General features: G+C 61.1%; 16 protein-coding genes. 11 read left to right on the top strand and 5 right to left on the bottom strand.

The window, feature by feature from the left end:
- The first annotated feature begins 74 nt into the window (after positions 1 to 74).
- Complete coding sequence (locus IMCC21224_RS08300) at positions 75 to 1,112, top strand: aromatic ring-hydroxylating dioxygenase subunit alpha (protein ID WP_047994949.1); 1,038 nt, start codon at positions 75 to 77, stop codon at positions 1,110 to 1,112.
- Between the two features lie 7 nt (positions 1,113 to 1,119).
- A complete protein-coding gene (locus IMCC21224_RS08295) occupies positions 1,120 to 2,511 on the top strand; it encodes an MATE family efflux transporter (protein WP_047994948.1) in 1,392 nt (463 codons plus the stop codon).
- On the opposite strand, the gene IMCC21224_RS08290 is transcribed toward IMCC21224_RS08295, so the two are convergent.
- Positions 2,496 to 2,813: a non-heme iron oxygenase ferredoxin subunit gene (locus tag IMCC21224_RS08290; RefSeq protein WP_047994947.1), complete on the bottom strand. Its 318-nt coding sequence runs from the start codon at positions 2,811 to 2,813 to the stop codon at positions 2,496 to 2,498. The genes IMCC21224_RS08295 and IMCC21224_RS08290 overlap by 16 nt on opposite strands.
- A complete protein-coding gene (locus IMCC21224_RS08285; protein ID WP_047994946.1) occupies positions 2,810 to 3,775 on the bottom strand; it encodes a fatty acid desaturase family protein in 966 nt (321 codons plus the stop codon). Before IMCC21224_RS08285 ends, IMCC21224_RS08290 begins: the two co-directional genes overlap by 4 nt.
- A 245-nt stretch (positions 3,776 to 4,020) precedes the next feature.
- Between IMCC21224_RS08285 and IMCC21224_RS26450 the strand changes: the two genes are divergently transcribed.
- Together IMCC21224_RS26450 and IMCC21224_RS08275 are read left to right on the top strand one after the other, a co-directional pair.
- On the top strand, positions 4,021 to 5,214 hold the full coding sequence (locus tag IMCC21224_RS26450) for a cytochrome P450 (protein WP_053078929.1): 1,194 nt from the start codon (positions 4,021 to 4,023) through the stop codon (positions 5,212 to 5,214).
- Entirely contained in the window at positions 5,207 to 5,902 is a 696-nt protein-coding gene (locus IMCC21224_RS08275) for a glutathione S-transferase family protein (protein ID WP_047994945.1), read from the top strand. The genes IMCC21224_RS26450 and IMCC21224_RS08275 overlap by 8 nt, the downstream gene beginning before the upstream one ends.
- Positions 5,903 to 5,915: 13 nt before the next feature.
- Here the strand turns inward: IMCC21224_RS08275 and IMCC21224_RS08270 are convergent, their stop codons facing one another.
- A complete protein-coding gene (locus IMCC21224_RS08270) occupies positions 5,916 to 6,626 on the bottom strand; it encodes a GntR family transcriptional regulator (RefSeq protein ID WP_231582041.1) in 711 nt (236 codons plus the stop codon).
- Positions 6,623 to 7,990, bottom strand: a complete 1,368-nt coding sequence (locus IMCC21224_RS08265; protein WP_047994944.1) for a formimidoylglutamate deiminase — start codon at positions 7,988 to 7,990, stop codon at positions 6,623 to 6,625. Before IMCC21224_RS08265 ends, IMCC21224_RS08270 begins: the two co-directional genes overlap by 4 nt.
- 75 nt (positions 7,991 to 8,065) lie before the next feature.
- On the opposite strand from IMCC21224_RS08265, the gene hutI reads away from it, so the two are divergent.
- Genes hutI through hutU form a run of 4 tightly spaced genes read left to right on the top strand, consistent with a single transcriptional unit; the run spans position 8,066 to position 13,255 of the window.
- On the top strand, positions 8,066 to 9,253 hold the full coding sequence (gene hutI, locus IMCC21224_RS08260) for an imidazolonepropionase (protein ID WP_047994943.1): 1,188 nt from the start codon (positions 8,066 to 8,068) through the stop codon (positions 9,251 to 9,253).
- Entirely contained in the window at positions 9,250 to 10,791 is a 1,542-nt protein-coding gene (hutH, locus tag IMCC21224_RS08255) for a histidine ammonia-lyase (RefSeq protein WP_047994942.1), read from the top strand. The genes hutI and hutH overlap by 4 nt, the downstream gene beginning before the upstream one ends.
- The gene (gene hutG / locus IMCC21224_RS08250; protein ID WP_047994941.1) at positions 10,788 to 11,588 is read left to right on the top strand and encodes an N-formylglutamate deformylase; all 801 of its coding nucleotides are present in this window, start codon (positions 10,788 to 10,790) and stop codon (positions 11,586 to 11,588) included. Before hutH ends, hutG begins: the two co-directional genes overlap by 4 nt.
- Positions 11,585 to 13,255 carry a urocanate hydratase gene (gene hutU, locus IMCC21224_RS08245; RefSeq protein ID WP_047994940.1) on the top strand — a complete coding sequence of 557 codons (1,671 nt, stop codon included), beginning with the start codon at positions 11,585 to 11,587 and terminating at the stop codon, positions 13,253 to 13,255. Before hutG ends, hutU begins: the two co-directional genes overlap by 4 nt.
- Before the next feature lie 29 nt (positions 13,256 to 13,284).
- On the opposite strand, the gene IMCC21224_RS27710 is transcribed toward hutU, so the two are convergent.
- Entirely contained in the window at positions 13,285 to 13,434 is a 150-nt protein-coding gene (locus IMCC21224_RS27710) for a hypothetical protein (RefSeq protein ID WP_156178189.1), read from the bottom strand.
- A gap of 398 nt (positions 13,435 to 13,832) precedes the next feature.
- Here IMCC21224_RS27710 and IMCC21224_RS08240 point away from each other — a divergent pair, with 398 nt between their 5' ends.
- The 3 genes from IMCC21224_RS08240 to mdoH are packed head-to-tail and all read left to right on the top strand — an operon-like array spanning position 13,833 to position 17,509.
- A complete protein-coding gene (locus IMCC21224_RS08240) occupies positions 13,833 to 15,491 on the top strand; it encodes a glucan biosynthesis protein (protein WP_047994939.1) in 1,659 nt (552 codons plus the stop codon).
- Positions 15,488 to 15,697 (top strand): hypothetical protein, encoded by a 210-nt coding sequence (locus IMCC21224_RS08235; protein WP_197089185.1) that lies wholly within the window; start codon positions 15,488 to 15,490, stop codon positions 15,695 to 15,697. Before IMCC21224_RS08240 ends, IMCC21224_RS08235 begins: the two co-directional genes overlap by 4 nt.
- A 3-nt stretch (positions 15,698 to 15,700) precedes the next feature.
- The gene (mdoH, locus tag IMCC21224_RS08230) at positions 15,701 to 17,509 is read left to right on the top strand and encodes a glucans biosynthesis glucosyltransferase MdoH (RefSeq protein ID WP_047994937.1); all 1,809 of its coding nucleotides are present in this window, start codon (positions 15,701 to 15,703) and stop codon (positions 17,507 to 17,509) included.

The following is a 17,509-nucleotide window of genomic DNA, read 5'->3' as shown; positions in this document are numbered from 1 at the left end:
CATAACCGCTTGGCGCTGGATTTCGACACCCAAGAGGCGCAATATGACACCGGGATCAAAACGGGGCAAAACGCATGTTTCTAAAGAATTTCTGGTACGTGGCCGGATGGTCCAAAGATTACACCCGCGCCATGACCGCCGAGACGTATCTGGGCGAAAATATCGTGATCTACCGCAAGCAGGATGGCACCCCGGTTGCCCTGGAAAACGCCTGCCCACACCGCAAACTGCCACTGTCGATGGGCAAGGTTGTGGGCGATGCTGTGGAATGCGGCTATCACGGGCTGACCTTTGACGGCCAAGGTGCTTGCGTCGCCGCCCCGACCCAATCCGGCCAGATTCCACGGCGCGCTGTGGTGACATCCTATCCGGTGGTGGATCGCTACCGCCTGCTCTGGATCTGGATGGGCGACGCGGATCAGGCAGACCCCGACCTGATCTTTCCAATCGAGAATTTCGACAATCCCGACTGGGGCTATACCGATGGCGGTGTGCTGGACATCGACTGCAACTACCTCTGGGTCGTCGACAATCTGCTGGACCCGAGCCATGTCGCCTGGGTGCATGTCACCTCGTTTGCGGGGGCTGGTACGGACGATCAACCGCTGGACGTGGTCAAAACCGACAGCGGCGTGATCGTGTCGCGCTGGATCTATGGCCAACCACCGTCGCCCTATTACGCCGGTATCGTCAAGTTCAAAGGCGATTGCGACCGGCTGCAACATTACGAGATGTGCCTGCCGGCCATTGCGCTGAACAAATCTGTCTACACCCCTCCGGGCACAGGCGGGCCGGATGCCGCCCCGGTGGATTTGACACTGATCAACATCTCTTACAATTTCATGACCCCGATAGACGCAGACCGCACACGCTATTTCTGGTTCCAGCACCGCAACACTGACCCGCAGGACAAAGCGATCTCGGAAAAGATGAACGCCGGCGCCCGCATGGCGTTTGAGGAAGACCGCGTCGTTCTGGAAGAGGTTCACAAGGGCATGAAAGCCCCCGCGACGCCGTTTATTGATTTGGGGCTGGATGCCGGGACCAAGCTGTTCCGCATGCGCCTGGCGCGCGAAATTGCAGCAGAGCAAGGGACGGATACCCCAGTATGACCCGCCGATGAAACGCGCGCCCAAGGTCGATCTGACCATCGGCCCGATGTCGCAGCATTTCCGTACGCTGGCGGTGCCCGCTGCGCTCGGCATGGTGTTCAACACTGCCTACAACATGGTCGACATGTATTTTGCCGGGCGGCTGGAGACGTCGTCGCAGGCGGGTCTGTCCATCGGCTTTGGTGTGTTCTTTGTCTATGTCGCGTTTGGGTTCGGCCTGGGGTCGGGGGTCAGTGCGCTGGTCGGCGGCGCCTTGGGCGCACGTGACGCGCGACAGGCGCGACGCCTGACCGGACAGGCGCTGATATTCGCCGCATTGATCTCGGGCGTGTTGATGGCTGTGGGGCTGATCCTAAGCCCCTGGATCGTACAGCTGGTGTCCGAACCGGGTGCCTATCGCGACGCCGCCGCACGCTATCTTCTGGTGCTTCAACTGGCGATTCCGGGTTTTGTCGTCGCCTACGCCTGCAACGGAGCGCTGCAGGCACAGGGCGATTCAGTGTCGCTGACGCGGGCGCTGGGGGTGGCATTTCTGGCCAATGTCATCCTGAATCCTCTGCTGATCTACGGACTACCTGGCCTTTGGGGCGGAATCGGATTTGACGGGCTGGCGGTGTCCACCGTGCTTAGCCAGACTGGCGTTATGGTCTTTATGCTTTGGCGGCTGCTCGGGTCCGAAGTGGCCGAGGGACTGCAGCGTCGACATTTCCGTCCACGGGTCAAGACATTCCGCATTTTGGCCGTGCAGATGTTGCCGACCAGCTTTTCCCTGCAAGTGATGATCCTCGCCGGTATTGCCGTGCAGTTTGCGCTCAAGGGCTTTGGCGGACACGCGATTGCCGCCTATGGCGTCGGATTGCGAATCGAACAAATGGTGCTGTTGCCCATTCTCGGGGTCGCGACATCACTGTTGCCGATTGCGGCGCAGAACTTTGGTGCGCGGGATTTTGACCGGGTTCGTGCTGCGCTGGCCTATGGTGTCAAGGTCGCGCTGACCTTCATGGCGATCACCTGCCCGATTCTGTGGCTCGGGGCAGATTGGGCGATGGGCGTCTTTACCGACGATCCCGAAGTGCGCGCCGCCGGTGTCAGCTATCTGCATTTCGACACGCTGTTGCTGCCGGTCTATGCGATGCTGTTCCTGATCAATTCGCTGCTTCAGGCGTTAAAGCGGCCAATCTATGTGCTGTGGATCAGCATCTACCGTCAGGGCTTTGGTGTCGCCTTTTTTGTCTGGCTGTACCTGAATTTGCGCGGCTGGGATCTGTGGTCGGTCTGGTTCGGGATTGGCACCAGCGTCATGTCTGGTCTGGTGCTGTCGCTGCTGCTGGCACGCCATGTCGCCGGGCGCGAAATCGGTGGTCTATGGTCCAAACCGGCAGATCACAGCAGAACCTGAACCATCCCGTCCCGCACTCGCGCTGGAATCATCCGCAACGGAACTCGGGCGGGGGCCGCCCGTGCAGATCCATCGCACACGTCAAACAGCCCCTGATGCAGCGGGCATTCGATAAACCTGCCATCAAAATGCCCGTCACAAAGGTTCGCCGCTCCATGGGTGCAGCGCGCCATACTGACAAACAGCCCGTCGCTGGCATCAAACACCGCCAGATCGCGCGACCCGAGCGTTGCCGGGGTGACATCCCCCGGTTCAAGCGCGTCCACAGCAATCAGATCCTGCCAACTCTTGTCACGGCTCACGCGTTTGGTGCCTGTGTATCGCTGCGGGGTTTGCGCCCGGTCAGTTGTTTCACAATGTCGATATGCGCGCCGAGATATCCGCGCTCTTCAACATGGACGTAGCCATGCAGTTTTTTGTGCAGTTGCGGCAGGGCGTGGAACGGGACCGAAGCGGCATAGTGGTGTTCGGCGTGAAAATTCATATTCCACGACAGAAATTGCATCGGTTTTGACACCAGCGACGTGCGGGTATTTTCCGCCATGTCGTCGACATTCGGACGGCCAACATGTTCGGTCAGCCGGATGAATCGCATCACCGGCTCACCCAGAAACAGCGGCAGCAGCCAGTACCACAGCGGACCAGTCCAACCCGTCGCCAGACAAATCAGCCCCAGCACTGCATAGAACGCCACCATCAACCGCGCCTCGCGGATGATGATCGGTGCCTCATATTTGCTCAGAAAAGTGCGATCCTCGTCGTTCAACTGCCCAGGGGCGTTGCGGGCAATCTGACGGAATTTGTTCTGCCAATATGGCACTGACGAAATGTACCAAAGGTATTTCCAGATCGAAATCGGCAGCTCGATCAGCTCGGGGTCCTGCCCCTTGAGCTGGGTATAGGTGTGGTGGTTGCAATGCTCATAACGGAATTGCTGGTTTGGCAGGATGATGGCATAGCCACAGAGATTGCCGAACACATCGTTCAGCTTGCGAGTCTTGAAGGCGGTGTAGTGAACACATTCATGTTGCAGCGCAAAAAGATGCACGATCACAATGCCTTGCAAAAACATTGCGGGCATAATCCACCAATGGCCCTGCGCGAACCAGATCAACAACGACGCGATCACCAACAACAGCACGAACCCCGCCACACGGGTCAGCGCCGGACGGTCGGACCGGATCATCAGCGCCTTCAGCTCGCGCCGGGTCAGGGCACCGTCGTTCATCGCCTGAGTGATAGGGGTGCGCACATCCGATGACATCGAAACCTCCGTTTCCAATACACTGAACGTTAGCAACGCACTGCACCGGCCACAACGGTACCCGCGACATCGCGCGCGATTTTGGGCTGAAGGTGGGTGATGTTTGTGCGTCACTCCGGCGGATCGACGCATTCTTCGCCCATGCGTCGGTGCCCGCGTGTCAGCCCTGTTCGCAGACGCAAAAAGCCGCTTGAACACCCCACCCCGGGCGCAGCACAGTACACCCATAGCCGAGGGGACTAAAGATGCGCCAGGTACACGAGCTACCCGAGATCGACTTTACCGCTGCAGACTACTGCGCCGCGCCGCTGCCGACGCTTGCGGGATATGCCGAGCGGTTCAAGCTGGGCCGCTCGCAACGCGGGATCGAGATCTTTGATTACGATCTGTGCCGCGACACGATCCTGAATCGCCGCTTTGGCACCGGCCACCCCCGGCTGATGGAACTGCTTGGCCTGCCCGAAGGTCCGGCGCTGGCCTACAAACGTCAGTCGATATCGTTCCACAACCGGGGCGAAACGCGGCGCAAGTTGCGCGTGCCGCTGACCTCGCTCATGGGGCCGCAAGGATCGGAACGCTTTCGCACCGATATTCGGCACGTGGTTGCCACAACGTTTGACGAGTTACCAAAGGATTCCCCCGTCGATCTGATCGCCGCCCTGTGTGATCGTATTCCCAGCCGCGTGTACTGCTATTGGGTTGGCGCGCCGGTCGAGGATGCCGATTTTGTTTCGCGAACCTCGCATATCGTGCAGCAGGTCCACACCCGCAATCCCGAGACCACTGGCGAAGTCATACGCGGTTTCGAGGATCTGCTCGACTATGTCGAACAGCGGGTGGCCGAAGCGCGCGCCGCCCCGGCCAACACGCTGCTGCACGATCTGATCCGTGCAACAGATGATGGCCACCTGAGCGAACAGGAGTTGCGCAACTGGGTGGTCAAGCTGGCTGAAGCCAATACCGACAATTCCTCGCATCAGATCGGCATCGCCGTGATCGAACTGGCCCGGCGCCCCGATGTCTGGGCCGAACTGGGCCGCGATCCGTCGCTGGTGCCGCAGGCCCTGCGCGAGGTGATGCGCTATCATCCGCGCTCGCTCAGCACGTCGCGCGAGGTGCTTGAGGATCTGGAAATGGACGGCGTCTTTATCCCGATGGGCGCTGCGATTTTTCCCAATATCGGCGCCGCGCACTGGAACCCGAATTATTTTCCCGAACCGGACCAGTTTGACATCCATCGCCCCGACCGCCCTGCGCATCTGAACTTTGGCGGCGGCATCTTTTCCTGCATCGGCCGCTTTGCCGTCACGATCGAGATCGAAGAGGTCATCGCCTACATGGTCACGCATTTCCCCGACCTGCGGATCACCGCGTCGGCGTTTTCGCATTCACCGATGTTCACATCCGTCAGTGAACTTGAGGCGGTGCTAAATGGCTGAAATGACTTTTGTTCTTGCGGACAAGAATTATTGCCTCTGGCCCCTGCCCGCCTGGCTTTGCCTGCGCCATGCAGGGTTCGAGTTTGAAGAAGTTTTGATCCGTTTCCGCGATCCCGACCGACGGGCAAAGATGCTGGAATATGGCCCAACCGGGCGGGTGCCGGTGCTGCATCACAATGGGCTTGTGATCTGGGATTCGCTGGCAATCTGCGACTACGTAGCCGATCTGGCCCCCGACGCGCAGCTTTGGCCGCAGGACCGCGCGGCACGGGCCATGGCGCGATCCTTTGCATGCGAAATGCACGCCACCGGCGGCAGCTATCCCGGTGCGGTGCGACACATCATCTTTTCGCTCGACACCAACGTGCGGCGACGCACTGACCCTGTGGTGCCCGAGCCCGAAGTACAAGCCGCAATCGACTACCTGATTGAAGGATGGCGGCGGCTGCGGACGGCGCATGGGTCTGACGGGCCGTTCATGTGTGGTCAGTTTAGCATAGCCGACGCCATGTCGGCGCATCTAGTGAACCGGCTGACGACCTATGCGATTGCCGTGCCCGAAGATATCGCCGCCTATATGCAAGCTGTGCGATCCCTGCCCGCGATGCAACGCTGGATCACCGAAGCAGAGGCCGAAGACTGGATCCTGCCCTCAGCCGAGATTGATGTGATCCCGCCAGCCGCCTGACGCCCGAACCCGGCTAAAGATCCATCTGAACCCGATGCCCCGGCGCAAAGACCAGCCGCACGCTGGTGATCGCTGCCGCGTGGTCGCAGGTCAACCGGTCAAGCACAAACACCGCGTCGCCCGCAGCACAGCCCAATTCGCGCGCCTCGGACCGGCTGGCCGCATCGGCAGACAGCGCGATCTCACCATGGGTATAAGGTGCGTTGATCAGCAGCCATTCATTGCCACTGATGTGTTCGAATGTTTCCTCACAAGCATCCGGCACAACCGCAGGATTGATCCACCGATCCTCGACCACATAGGGACAAGAATCGGCAAGATGCAGCGCCCTGAGATGCAGCAGTTCGCTGTTCGCCGCCACACGCAGGGTCGCGGCGACCGTATCAGGCGCGGACAACATCTGACGCGACACCAAGCGATAGGTATAATCATGGCCTCGCGCCTCAATCTCGTGACGCAGGATCGGGATGCTCAGCGTTGCCCGTACCACCGGCTGCAATGCCACGCGGGTACCTGCCTTGCGACGGCGGTCCAGCAGGCCGGATTCAGCTACACTGCGCAGGGCACGGTTCACGGTGGTCCGGGCGCAGCCAAATTCCAGCGCAAGGTCTGCTTCGTTCGGGATCAGATCGCCGGGTTTCCAGATTCGTGCGTGGATGCGGCGCAGCACTTCTTCTTGCACCGCCTGCCAATTGCGCAGGCTGGGCGGGGACTCAACACTCACAATGCGTCCCTCAGATCCGCCATCGCACGACGGTACGCAGCGGTGATCGCATCGCGACCGACATGCTGCCCATTTTGCACCTGATGCCGCCCCGCTGACCATACATCCGTCACAAGCCGATCATCGCCGGCAAAGATCCAGGAATCGAGCACTGTGTCGCCTTCCCGTCCCTCAAGATGTACCGAGGTGGCGTCAAGTACCAGAAGATCGCCCCAGTTTCCCGCCGCGATTGCACCAGTGTCGCGGGCAATGGCCTGCGCCCCACCGCGCAATGTCGCATCATACAGCCTGCGACCGGTCGACATCTCAGCCGAGGCGAGCGCCGCGCGGCTGCCATCGCGCAGACGCTGGGAATAGTCGAGCGTGCGTAACTCTTCGGCCAGGGCGATGCGGATGTTGGAATCCGACCCAATGGCCAGCCCACCCCCAGCCCCAAGCCAGCGCACCCCATCGAAAATGCCATCCCCCAACGAGGATTCCGTGATCGGGCAGAGGCCAGCAACCGCGCCGGTCCGCGCAAGCCGTATAGTTTCGTCTGATGTCATCTGGGTGCAGTGGATCAGGCACCAGCGGCCGTCGAGGGCCATGTTATCCAACGCCCAGTCAACCGGGCGCGCGCCCCAATGCGCTTGCACCTCATCGACCTCGGGGATCTGCTCGGCCAGATGCATGTGGATCGGACCGGTAGGAAACCGATCAGCATAGCTGCGTAGCGTATCGGCCCCGACGGCGCGCAGCGAATGCGGTGCGACGCCCAGACCGGCATCGGACGGCAGGTGGCCCAGCGCAGTGCCCGCATCCGCATGCAACTGTCCAAACAGGTCCGGGTCACAGCCAAACCTGATCTGCCCCGGTCCCAGTCCGCGTCCGTCACAACCGCCAAACTGGTAATGAACCGGCAACAGGGTCAGCCCGATGCCGGTGTCAGACGCCGCTGCGACAACCCGTTGCGACATTTCGGCAAGATTGTCATAGGGTGTGCCGCCGGGCTGGTGGTGCAGATAATGGAATTCGGCATTGGTGGCATATCCGGCCTCTAGCATCTCCATCTGCACATAGGCGGTGATGGCCTGTACGTGATCTGGCGTCAGGCGGTCAAGGGACCGGAACATCAAGCGCCGCCAAGTCCAGAAACTATCGCTCGGATCGGGGCCACGCCGTTCGGTCAGGCCGGCCATGGCGCGCTGGAACGCATGGGAATGGACATTGACCGGCGCGGGCAGCAAGATCCCGACATGATGATCCGCAGCCTGCCCCGGCCCTTGGACCACATTGGCGATGCGCCCGTCTGGTGCGATGCCCACCAAGACATCGCTTGCCCAGCCATCGGGCAACAGGGCCTGAGCGGCACGGATCAGGGTCATCGCATCCTCGCTTGACAGATATTATGTGCATGCATAATAACAAGCTAAGCGTATGACACAAGTGGGCCACTGCCAATGATCCTGACAAACGCCAAAATTGCGACACTTGCCAAAGGAACAGGCTTTGGCCTGATTGAGGCAGGTGCCATTGTGATAGACGGAGCGACGATCGCATGGGTCGGCCGGGAAACTGATTTGCCTGCAGAATATGCCGGGCTGGAACAGCACGACATGCAGGGGCGTATGATCACCCCCGCACTGATCGACTGTCACACCCATCTGGTCTTTGGCGGCAATCGCGCCGCTGAATTTGAATTGCGCTTGAACGGTGCCAGCTACGAAGAGGTGGCACGCGCTGGCGGTGGCATCATCTCGACCGTCACGGCGACCCGCACCGCGACCGAGGACGCGCTGCTGACGGATGCCCTGACCCGCGCCGATGCCCTGATCCGCGAAGGCGTGACCCTGATCGAGGTGAAATCCGGCTACGGGCTGGACACTGACACCGAACTGAAAATGCTGCGCGTCGCCCGCAAGATTGCAAAGATGCGCCCGATTGATGTCCGCACCAGCTTTCTTGGTGCCCACGCTGTGCCCATGGGCATGGATGCCGACACGTATATCGACGAAATCTGCATCCCGACCCTGCGCACCGCCCATGCTCAGGGGCTGGTCGATGCTGTGGACGGGTTCTGCGAAGGCATCGCCTTTGACACCGCGCAGATCGCACGGGTCTTTGATGTCGCGCAAGAACTGGGTTTGCCGGTGAAACTCCATGCCGAGCAATTGTCGAACATTGGCGGCACACAACTGGCAGCCACCTATGGCGCGTTGTCGGCGGACCACGTGGAATACGCAACGCCTGCGGATGCTGCCGCACTGGCCCGGTCCGGCACAGTCGCGGTGCTGCTGCCCGGCGCGTTCTACACTCTGCGCGAAACCCGAATGCCGCCCGTGCAGGCGTTTCGCGACCACGGCGTTCCTATGGCGCTGGCCACCGACTGCAACCCCGGCTCATCGCCGCTTGCCTCATTGCTGCTGGCGATGAACATGGGCTGCACATTGTTCCGGCTGACTCCGCTTGAGGCGATGCAGGGCGTGACGGTTCAGGCCGCCCGCGCCCTGGGATGCGCCGACCGGGGACGCATCGTGGCAGGGATGCGGGCCGATCTGGCGGTATGGGATGCGTCCCACCCGGCGGAACTGGCCTATCGCATCGGATTTAACCCCCTGCATCAGCGGATATTTGGCGGAGCATCATGAGTATCACCCTGACCCCCGGCACCACCTCTCTGGCAACCCTGCGCGCGATCTGGACCGCGGACGCTGCGGTCACGCTCGACCCCGCGGCGCGTCCGGGGATCGAAGCCGCAGCGGCATTGGTGGCGCGGGCGGCACAGGGCGACGCCGCAGTCTACGGCGTCAACACGGGTTTCGGCAAACTCGCCAGCGTCAAGATCGCGTCGGGCGACACTGCCCGGCTGCAGCGCAACCTGATCCTGTCGCATTGCTGCGGCGTCGGCGCCGCGCTGGACACAAACACAACCCGGCTGATGATGGCGCTGAAACTACTGTCCCTGGGGCGTGGTGCCTCAGGCGTTGCGTGGTCCACTGTCGCGCTGATTGAGGCGATGCTGGCAAAAGGCGTGATCCCGGTGATCCCCGATCAAGGGTCGGTTGGCGCATCCGGCGATCTGGCCCCCCTGGCCCATATGGCCGCAGTGATGATCGGCGAAGGCGAGGCGCTGTGGCAGGGCACGCGGATGCCTGGCGGCGCTGCTCTGGCTATGGCGGGGATTGAGCCAATCACATTGGGTCCAAAGGAAGGGTTGGCACTGATCAACGGCACTCAGTTTTCAACCGCCTGCGCGCTGGTCGGCCTGTGGGGGGCGTGGCAGAATGCGGCGACCTGCGTGATCACGGCGGCCCTGTCCACCGATGCCATCATGGGATCCACCGCGCCGTTACAGGACGCCATTCACACGCTGCGCGGCCATGCCGGACAAATCGCCGTGGCGCGGGCGCAGCGGGCGCTGATGCAAGGATCTGAAATCCGCGAGAGCCACCGCGACGGCGATAGCCGCGTCCAGGATCCCTACTGCATCCGCTGTCAGCCGCAGGTGAGCGGCGCTGCAATGGATCTTCTGCACTTTGCCGCCCGCACCTTGGAGGTTGAGGCCAACGCCGTGACAGACAACCCGCTGGTGCTGGTCGAAGAGGGGTTGATCGTGTCGGGCGGGAATTTTCACGCCGAACCCGTAGGATTTGCTGCGGACCAGATTGCCGTCGCGATTTCCGAGATCGGCGCAATAGCGCAGCGCCGGGTTGCGCTGATGGTCGACCCGACGCTAAGCTTTGATCTGCCGCCGTTCCTGACCCCCGATCCCGGCCTGAACTCTGGCCTGATGATCGCCGAGGTCACCACCGCCGCATTGATGAGCGAGAACAAGCACCTCGCCAATCCCTGCACCACCGACAGCACGCCGACGTCTGCCAATCAAGAGGATCACGTGAGCATGGCCGCCCACGCCGCACGGCGTCTGGAAAGGATGAACGCCAACCTCAACGTCATTCTGGGGGTCGAGGCGATCTGCGCGGCCCAAGGCATTGGCTTTCGCCATCCACTGCAAACGTCTTTGCCATTACAGCGTGTTGTCAGTGAATTACGGCTCGAAGTTGATGCTTTGAACGAAGATAGGTACCTCGCCCCGTCGCTTGAGGCCGCAGCCAGGATGGTCGCGCATGGCCGCCTGGTGGATGCCGTCGATTTACCTGCATTTGTCAAAGGAGAGCGCGCATGACCCCGGTCGACGTTACCCGCGGCGACAGCCCGGTCATTCTGGGCCTGCCGCATACCGGCACCCATGTGCCCGATGACATCATGGCCCAGCTGAACCCGTTGGGCCGCACACTGGCTGACACCGACTGGCATATTCATCAACTGTATGATGGCCTGCTGCCCGGCGTCACGACGGTGCGTGCCACCTTTCATCGCTACGTGATCGACGCCAACCGCGACCCAAGCGGCCAGAGCCTATATCCCGGCCAGAACACCACCGGACTGGTGCCACTCACTGATTTCGAAGGCGAGGAAATCTGGAACAGCCCGCCCGACGCAGCCGAAATCTCACTTCGGCGCGACACCTGGCATACCCCCTACCACGCCGCCCTCGCGGCCGAAGTCGTGCGGGTACATGCCAGACATGGGGTTGCAATCCTGTATGATTGCCACTCGATCCGGGGGAACATCCCGTTTCTGTTCGATGGCACTTTGCCCGACTTTAACATCGGCACCAACGACGGCCTGACCTGCGCGCCGGAAATCGCCGCGGCAACCAGCAACATTTGCACCCAGGCGCAAGGCTATACCGCTGTGACCAATGGCAGGTTCAAGGGCGGCTGGACCACCCGGCACTACGGGCGCCCCACCGACGGGGTGCACGCGATTCAGATGGAATTGGCGCAATCCGCCTACCTCACCGATGAATGTGCGCCATGGGCCTATGACACACCGAAATCCGATCGCCTGCGCGTCCATCTGCGCGAAATCCTGACCACTTTGGCCCAACTGGCCCCATCCCTCGGAGGCACAAGATGACAAATTCCCGCCACAACCTGCGCGACGTCTATCCGCCCACCGGACCCGAGATTACCTGCAAGAGCTGGCTGACCGAAGCACCGATGCGGATGCTGATGAACAACCTGCACCCCGATGTGGCCGAAAATCCGCATGAATTGGTGGTTTACGGCGGCATCGGACGCGCCGCCCGCACATGGGAGGATTTTGACAGCATCGTCGCCACGCTCAAGACGCTCAACGATGACGAAACACTACTGGTACAATCCGGCAAGCCCGTGGGCGTGTTTCGCACCCACAAGGACGCGCCGCGCGTGCTGATCGCCAACTCCAACCTCGTGCCGCACTGGGCCACATGGGACCATTTCAACGAGCTGGATAAAAAAGGTCTGGCGATGTACGGCCAGATGACCGCCGGATCCTGGATCTACATCGGCACCCAGGGCATCGTGCAAGGCACCTACGAGACCTTCATGGAGGCCGGTCGCCAGCATTATGACGGCTCACTCAAGGGCCGCTGGATCCTGACGGGCGGTCTGGGCGGCATGGGCGGTGCACAGCCTTTGGCCGCGGTGATGGCCGGGGCCTGCTGTCTGGCGGTGGAATGTGACGAAACCCGCGCCGATTTCCGCCTGCGTACCCGCTATGTCGATGAAAAGACCAGCGATCTGGACGAGGCGCTGGCGATGATCGAACGCTGGACCAAGGCCGGAGAGGCGAAATCTGTGGCGCTGATCGGCAATGCGGCGGACGTATTTCCCGAACTGGTCAAGCGCGGTGTGAAACCCGATATCGTTACCGACCAGACCAGCGCGCATGATCCGATCCACGGCTATCTCCCGCAGGGCTGGAGCGTGGCCGAATGGCGTGCAAAACAGGAAACGGCCCCCAAGGCGGTGGAAAAAGCCGCCCGCGCCAGCATGAAAGTGCAGGTCGCCGCGATGGTGGATTTTTGGAACGCCGGGGTGCCGACACTGGATTACGGCAACAACATCCGGCAGGTCGCGCAAGAAGAAGGGTTGGAAAACGCCTTTGCCTTCCCCGGCTTTGTACCTGCCTACATCCGCCCACTATTCTGCCGTGGCGTGGGGCCATTCCGCTGGTGCGCGCTGTCCGGCGACCCCGAGGACATCTACAAGACCGATGCCAAGGTCAAAGAACTGATTGACGACCCGCATCTGCACAACTGGCTGGATATGGCGCGCGAACGGATCGCGTTTCAGGGCCTGCCCGCGCGGATCTGCTGGGTTGGTCTGGGCTTGCGTGACAAGCTGGGGCTGGCGTTCAACGAAATGGTCCGCACCGGAGAGCTGAGCGCGCCGGTAGTGATTGGCCGCGACCACCTCGACAGTGGTTCGGTCGCGAGCCCCAACCGCGAGACCGAGGCGATGCGCGACGGATCGGATGCGGTCAGCGACTGGCCGCTGCTCAACGCCATGCTGAACGTGGCGAGTGGCGCGACATGGGTGTCGCTGCACCATGGTGGCGGCGTAGGCATGGGCTTTTCCCAGCATTCTGGGATGGTGATTTGCTGCGACGGCACCGAAGATGCCGACCGCCGTATCGCTAATGTGCTGTGGAATGATCCGGCCACCGGTGTGATGCGCCACGCCGATGCGGGCTACGATATCGCATTGGACTGCGCGCGCGAAAACCAGCTGAACCTGCCGGGTATTCTGGGGCGATGAAATACGGGAATGACTCTTAATCTACTGGGTTACTTTAATCCCACAATTAATTGATATAAAATAAAAAATGAAGAGATATCCGCGGAGGATGACATCGCCCCCAGCGTATCCGTCGTGGCACCAGATTTATGTGCATCCAGCCATGGCTCCGATCCTGCATCGGTGCGTTTCAGGGGCATTGGATTCACCCCGCAACGTCCATGGCGAGTCGCAGTTTAATTTGGTGCGCGGTCGAACCGAGCAGCGCATCGGCCCCCCAGACAGGCAGCCCAAACCCCATATAGACCTAGTTCTTCGATCATCCGCTCCCTATCCTGAGACGTGCCTGCTCGGTGCACAGCCACAGCCAGTAAGCCAGATATTTATGCACGTCACAAACGCAGGACATAAGAAACGGCAAGAAACCCCGAAAATTCAGCATATGAATTTGCGAAAAACCGCCAGTTCTCAACCAGTTCAACAGATTTATGTGGCGGTGCAGCAAAAGCGGACATAATTGAACTAGCGCCACTGAACTGTCGTGTGAATGAGTCGCACGTGCAGGATATCTGTGTGTACGGGAAGCAATCTTGGTTCAATGTCTGTAAAATCACTGTCCCCTGAAGCAGGTCCATCACGGCCCACGCGTCGTTCCGTTATTGCCACCCTGACGGGATCGGTGGCTGCGATTGCTTTCGCACGCAGCGCCCTGGCCCAGCAGGACACCGGACCAGAGCAGGAAGCCCCGGAAACAGCAACGGCCGAAGGGCAGCCTGTCGCGGAACCGGTTGAGCAACAGCCGTTTTCTTTTGACTGGCTGGATGCACGCATGGCCGAGGCGGCGCAGGCTGACTACGTTGCGCCGATCGAGGCGCCAGAGGTGATCGCGGATCTCGATTACGATGATTACCGCCTGATCCAGTTCAATCCCGAGCGGGCGCGCTGGCGCGAAGAAGGTGCGCTGTTTCGCGTCCACGCCTTTCATCCCGGCTGGCTCTACAAGACCACTGTGGCGATCCATGAGGTGGTGAACGGCGTGCAGGTGCCGATGACCTTTTCGACCGAGGATTTCCTGTATTACAACGATCTGGCCGACCGTGTACCAAAGAATCAGGACCTTCCGGGGGTGGCGGGTTTTCGTCTGAACACGCCGCTGAACCGCGCTGACAAATTCGATGAGCTGGTCTCATTCGTCGGAGCGTCCTATTTTCGCGCTCTGGCGCGCGACAGCAGCTATGGTCTGTCGGCGCGGGGCCTAGCGATCAATACCGGGCTAAGCGGAACCGAAGAATTCCCGCGCTTTTCCGAGTTCTGGTTGGAACGGCCCGCCGAGGGTCAGGAAAACGTCGTGCTCTATGCCGCCCTTGACAGCCCGTCCTGCACTGGCGCGTATCGTTTCGTCATTCGCCCAGGGGCTGAGACAGTGATTGACGTAACCGCCAGACTGCATTTTCGCCGCGATGTAGAACAGCTGGGGGTGGCCGCGCTGACCTCGATGTTCCTGTTCGACGAAAAGAACAGCGATACCTTTGACGACTATCGTCCGCAGGTGCATGACAGCAACGCCCTGATGGTGGTGCGTCAGGATGGCGATGTGCTGTGGCGCCCGCTCAACAACCCTGTGCGACTGGCCAGTTCTTACCTGGGTGAGCCGAACCTAAAATCCTTTGGTCTGATCCAGCGCGACCGCGCGTTTGACGATTATCAGGATGCCGGCGCGCATTATCAGGACCGACCTTCGGTGCTGGTCGAACCCCAAGGCGACTGGGGCGGCGGCGCGATCCGCCTGGTCGAGATCCCGTCGGATCTGGAGGGCAACGACAACATCGTCAGCTTCTGGGTGCCGTCCAGCAAACCGCGCGCGGGCGAGATGCGCGAATATGCCTATCGGCTGCGGTGGGGCGCGCTTGGCACAGATCGGGACGGTGATCGCGCGTGGATTGTCAATACCTTGGCCGGCCAGGGGGGCACCTCTGGCGTGTCCGAAACCAACTCATCATTACGCAAATTCGTCATTGATTTTGATGGCGGGCTGATGGCGGGTCTGCCGGTTGATGCCGAGATGGAACCGGTTGTGACCGTCTCACGCGGCAAAATTCAGCACATTGCCCTGTCAAAGATCGACGGCACCACAAAATGGCGACTAGTGATCGACGTAGACGGAGGAAATGAGCAGTTGGTGGAACTTGTTGCCCATGTTGCGGGTTTTGGACGCAAGCTAACTGAAACATGGGTATACCAATGGATGCGCGAATGATGCCGCAACACTCTACTTTTTCCGCTACCGATGCGCGGGCAATCGCCGCGCGCAGGGCCGTTGTTCTGCACGACGCCAGGCTTCCCGATGCTCCGCTGGTCATGCCAGCGCAGGTGATCGAGGCGCCATTTGTCGGTATCTCAGGTGTGCTGCGCCTGTTTGGCGACCTGGTCAGTGGTTTCGGCCGGGCAGCCCGGGGCCGGTAGAAAATGACACCGTCAAAGCCCTCTGGCGACGCGCTGTCGGCGCGTGCTTTTGCATTGCTCGTCAGTATTGGCCTTGGCATCGGGGCGGCGGCCCTGTTCTTGCAGTTTGGCGCGGCGGACGGACTGCAAATTGTCGACGGAGTGCGCGCGGCGCTTGTGTTCATCACAACTTTCTGGCTGGCATGGGGGGCGATGCAATCCGTCGAAGGGCTTATTTCCGTACGCCCTGCACCCGCTCCGCTTGGAACCCCGATTACCACCCGCACCGCGATCCTGATGCCCGTCTACAACGAAGCCCCCGCCGTAGTCTTTGCCCGCGTCGCCGCGATGGACGACTCGATCAGGCGAATGCGGCTGGAAGAGCATTTTGATTTTGCGGTGTTGTCAGACACGCAGGATGATCGCGTCGCCGCCGAGGAAGAAAGCTGGTTTGTCCGCCTGTGGGACGATCGGGCGCAGGATGCCAGGCGCGAGGCGGGCAAGCCCGCGCGGTTTTTCTATCGGCGGCGGGCTCAGAATACCGGGCGCAAGGCGGGCAACATTCAGGATTTTTTCGAATCCTCGGGGGCGAATTATGACTATGCCCTAATCTTGGATGCCGACAGTCTGATGGAGGGCAGCACTATCGCTGAGATGGTCCGCCAAATGCAGGCCGATCCCAAATTGGGCCTGTTGCAAACTCTGCCGCGTATCACCAGCGCCCGTTCGCGGTTCGGACGCGCGATGCAGTTCGCTGCGGGGTTCTATTCGCCGGTCTTTGCGCGCGGTCAGGCAGCAATGCAGGGCGTCACCGGACCGTTCTGGGGCCATAACGCGCTGGTGCGGGTGCGCGCGTTTGCAGACAGCTGCGCCCTGCCGGAACTCAGCGGTCCGCCTCCCTTTGGCGGGCATATCCTCAGCCATGACTACGTCGAGGCTGCGCTGCTTGCGCGCGCAGGTTGGTCGGTGCGCATGGACCCGAGTCTGGCGGGATCTTACGAAGAGGGTCCCGAGAACATGGTCGACTTTGCCAAGCGCGACCGCCGGTGGTGTCAGGGCAATCTGCAACATATCCGCCTGCTGTCGGCGCCCCGGCTCAGAGCGTGGTCGCGATTCGTATTTTTCCAAGGCATTCTAAGCTATATCGCACCGCTGTTCTGGGCAATGTTTCTGGCCTCGAACCTCTATGCGACGGCGACAGCCCCCGCGCCGGATTTCTTTCCCGAACCGTTCCAACTGTTCCCGGTGTTTCCGTCTGACCAGACCTCAAAGGCCGTTGGCCTTGCAGTTGGGGTGTTCGGTCTGCTGGTGTTTCCCAAGGTGCTGATCCTGCTGGACGCCGCCCTGCGTGGACGCGTGTCTGGCTTTGGTGGAACAATCACCGCTCTGCGCGGAATGGTGACGGAACTGGTCACGTCGTCGATCAATGCGCCGATCATGCTGATGTGGCAAACGCGGGCGGTGCTGCAAGTTCTGATGGGGCGCGATGGCGGCTGGCCGGCCCAGACCCGTGGTGACGGGCGGCTGACTTTGGCGGACTCCTTTGCCGCCAGCTGGTGGATTCAGTGCTGGGGTTTGGCGGTGATCCTGCTTACCCAGACCCTCGCCCCGAGCCTCATGCTTTGGGTGCTGCCAATCGGTGTGCCACTGCTCATCGCGCCGCTGGTCATCTGTCTCAGTTCGCAGCCCTCGCACCCGCCGCTGTTCCTGACCCCCGAAGAATCCAGGATTCCGCCGGTGATCGCCGACCATCGCCGGATTTTGACACTCTGGGCCGGCCCCGAACACGATACGCCCGCCCCAAACGCCGACGCGACCGAAGCAGCGGCCTGA

The organism is Puniceibacterium sp. IMCC21224, from assembly GCF_001038505.1.
Taxonomy (GTDB): Bacteria; Pseudomonadota; Alphaproteobacteria; order Rhodobacterales; family Rhodobacteraceae; genus Puniceibacterium.
The sequence above is the reverse complement of the archived record's forward strand: the minus strand, read 5'-3'. Positions and strand labels throughout refer to the sequence as shown.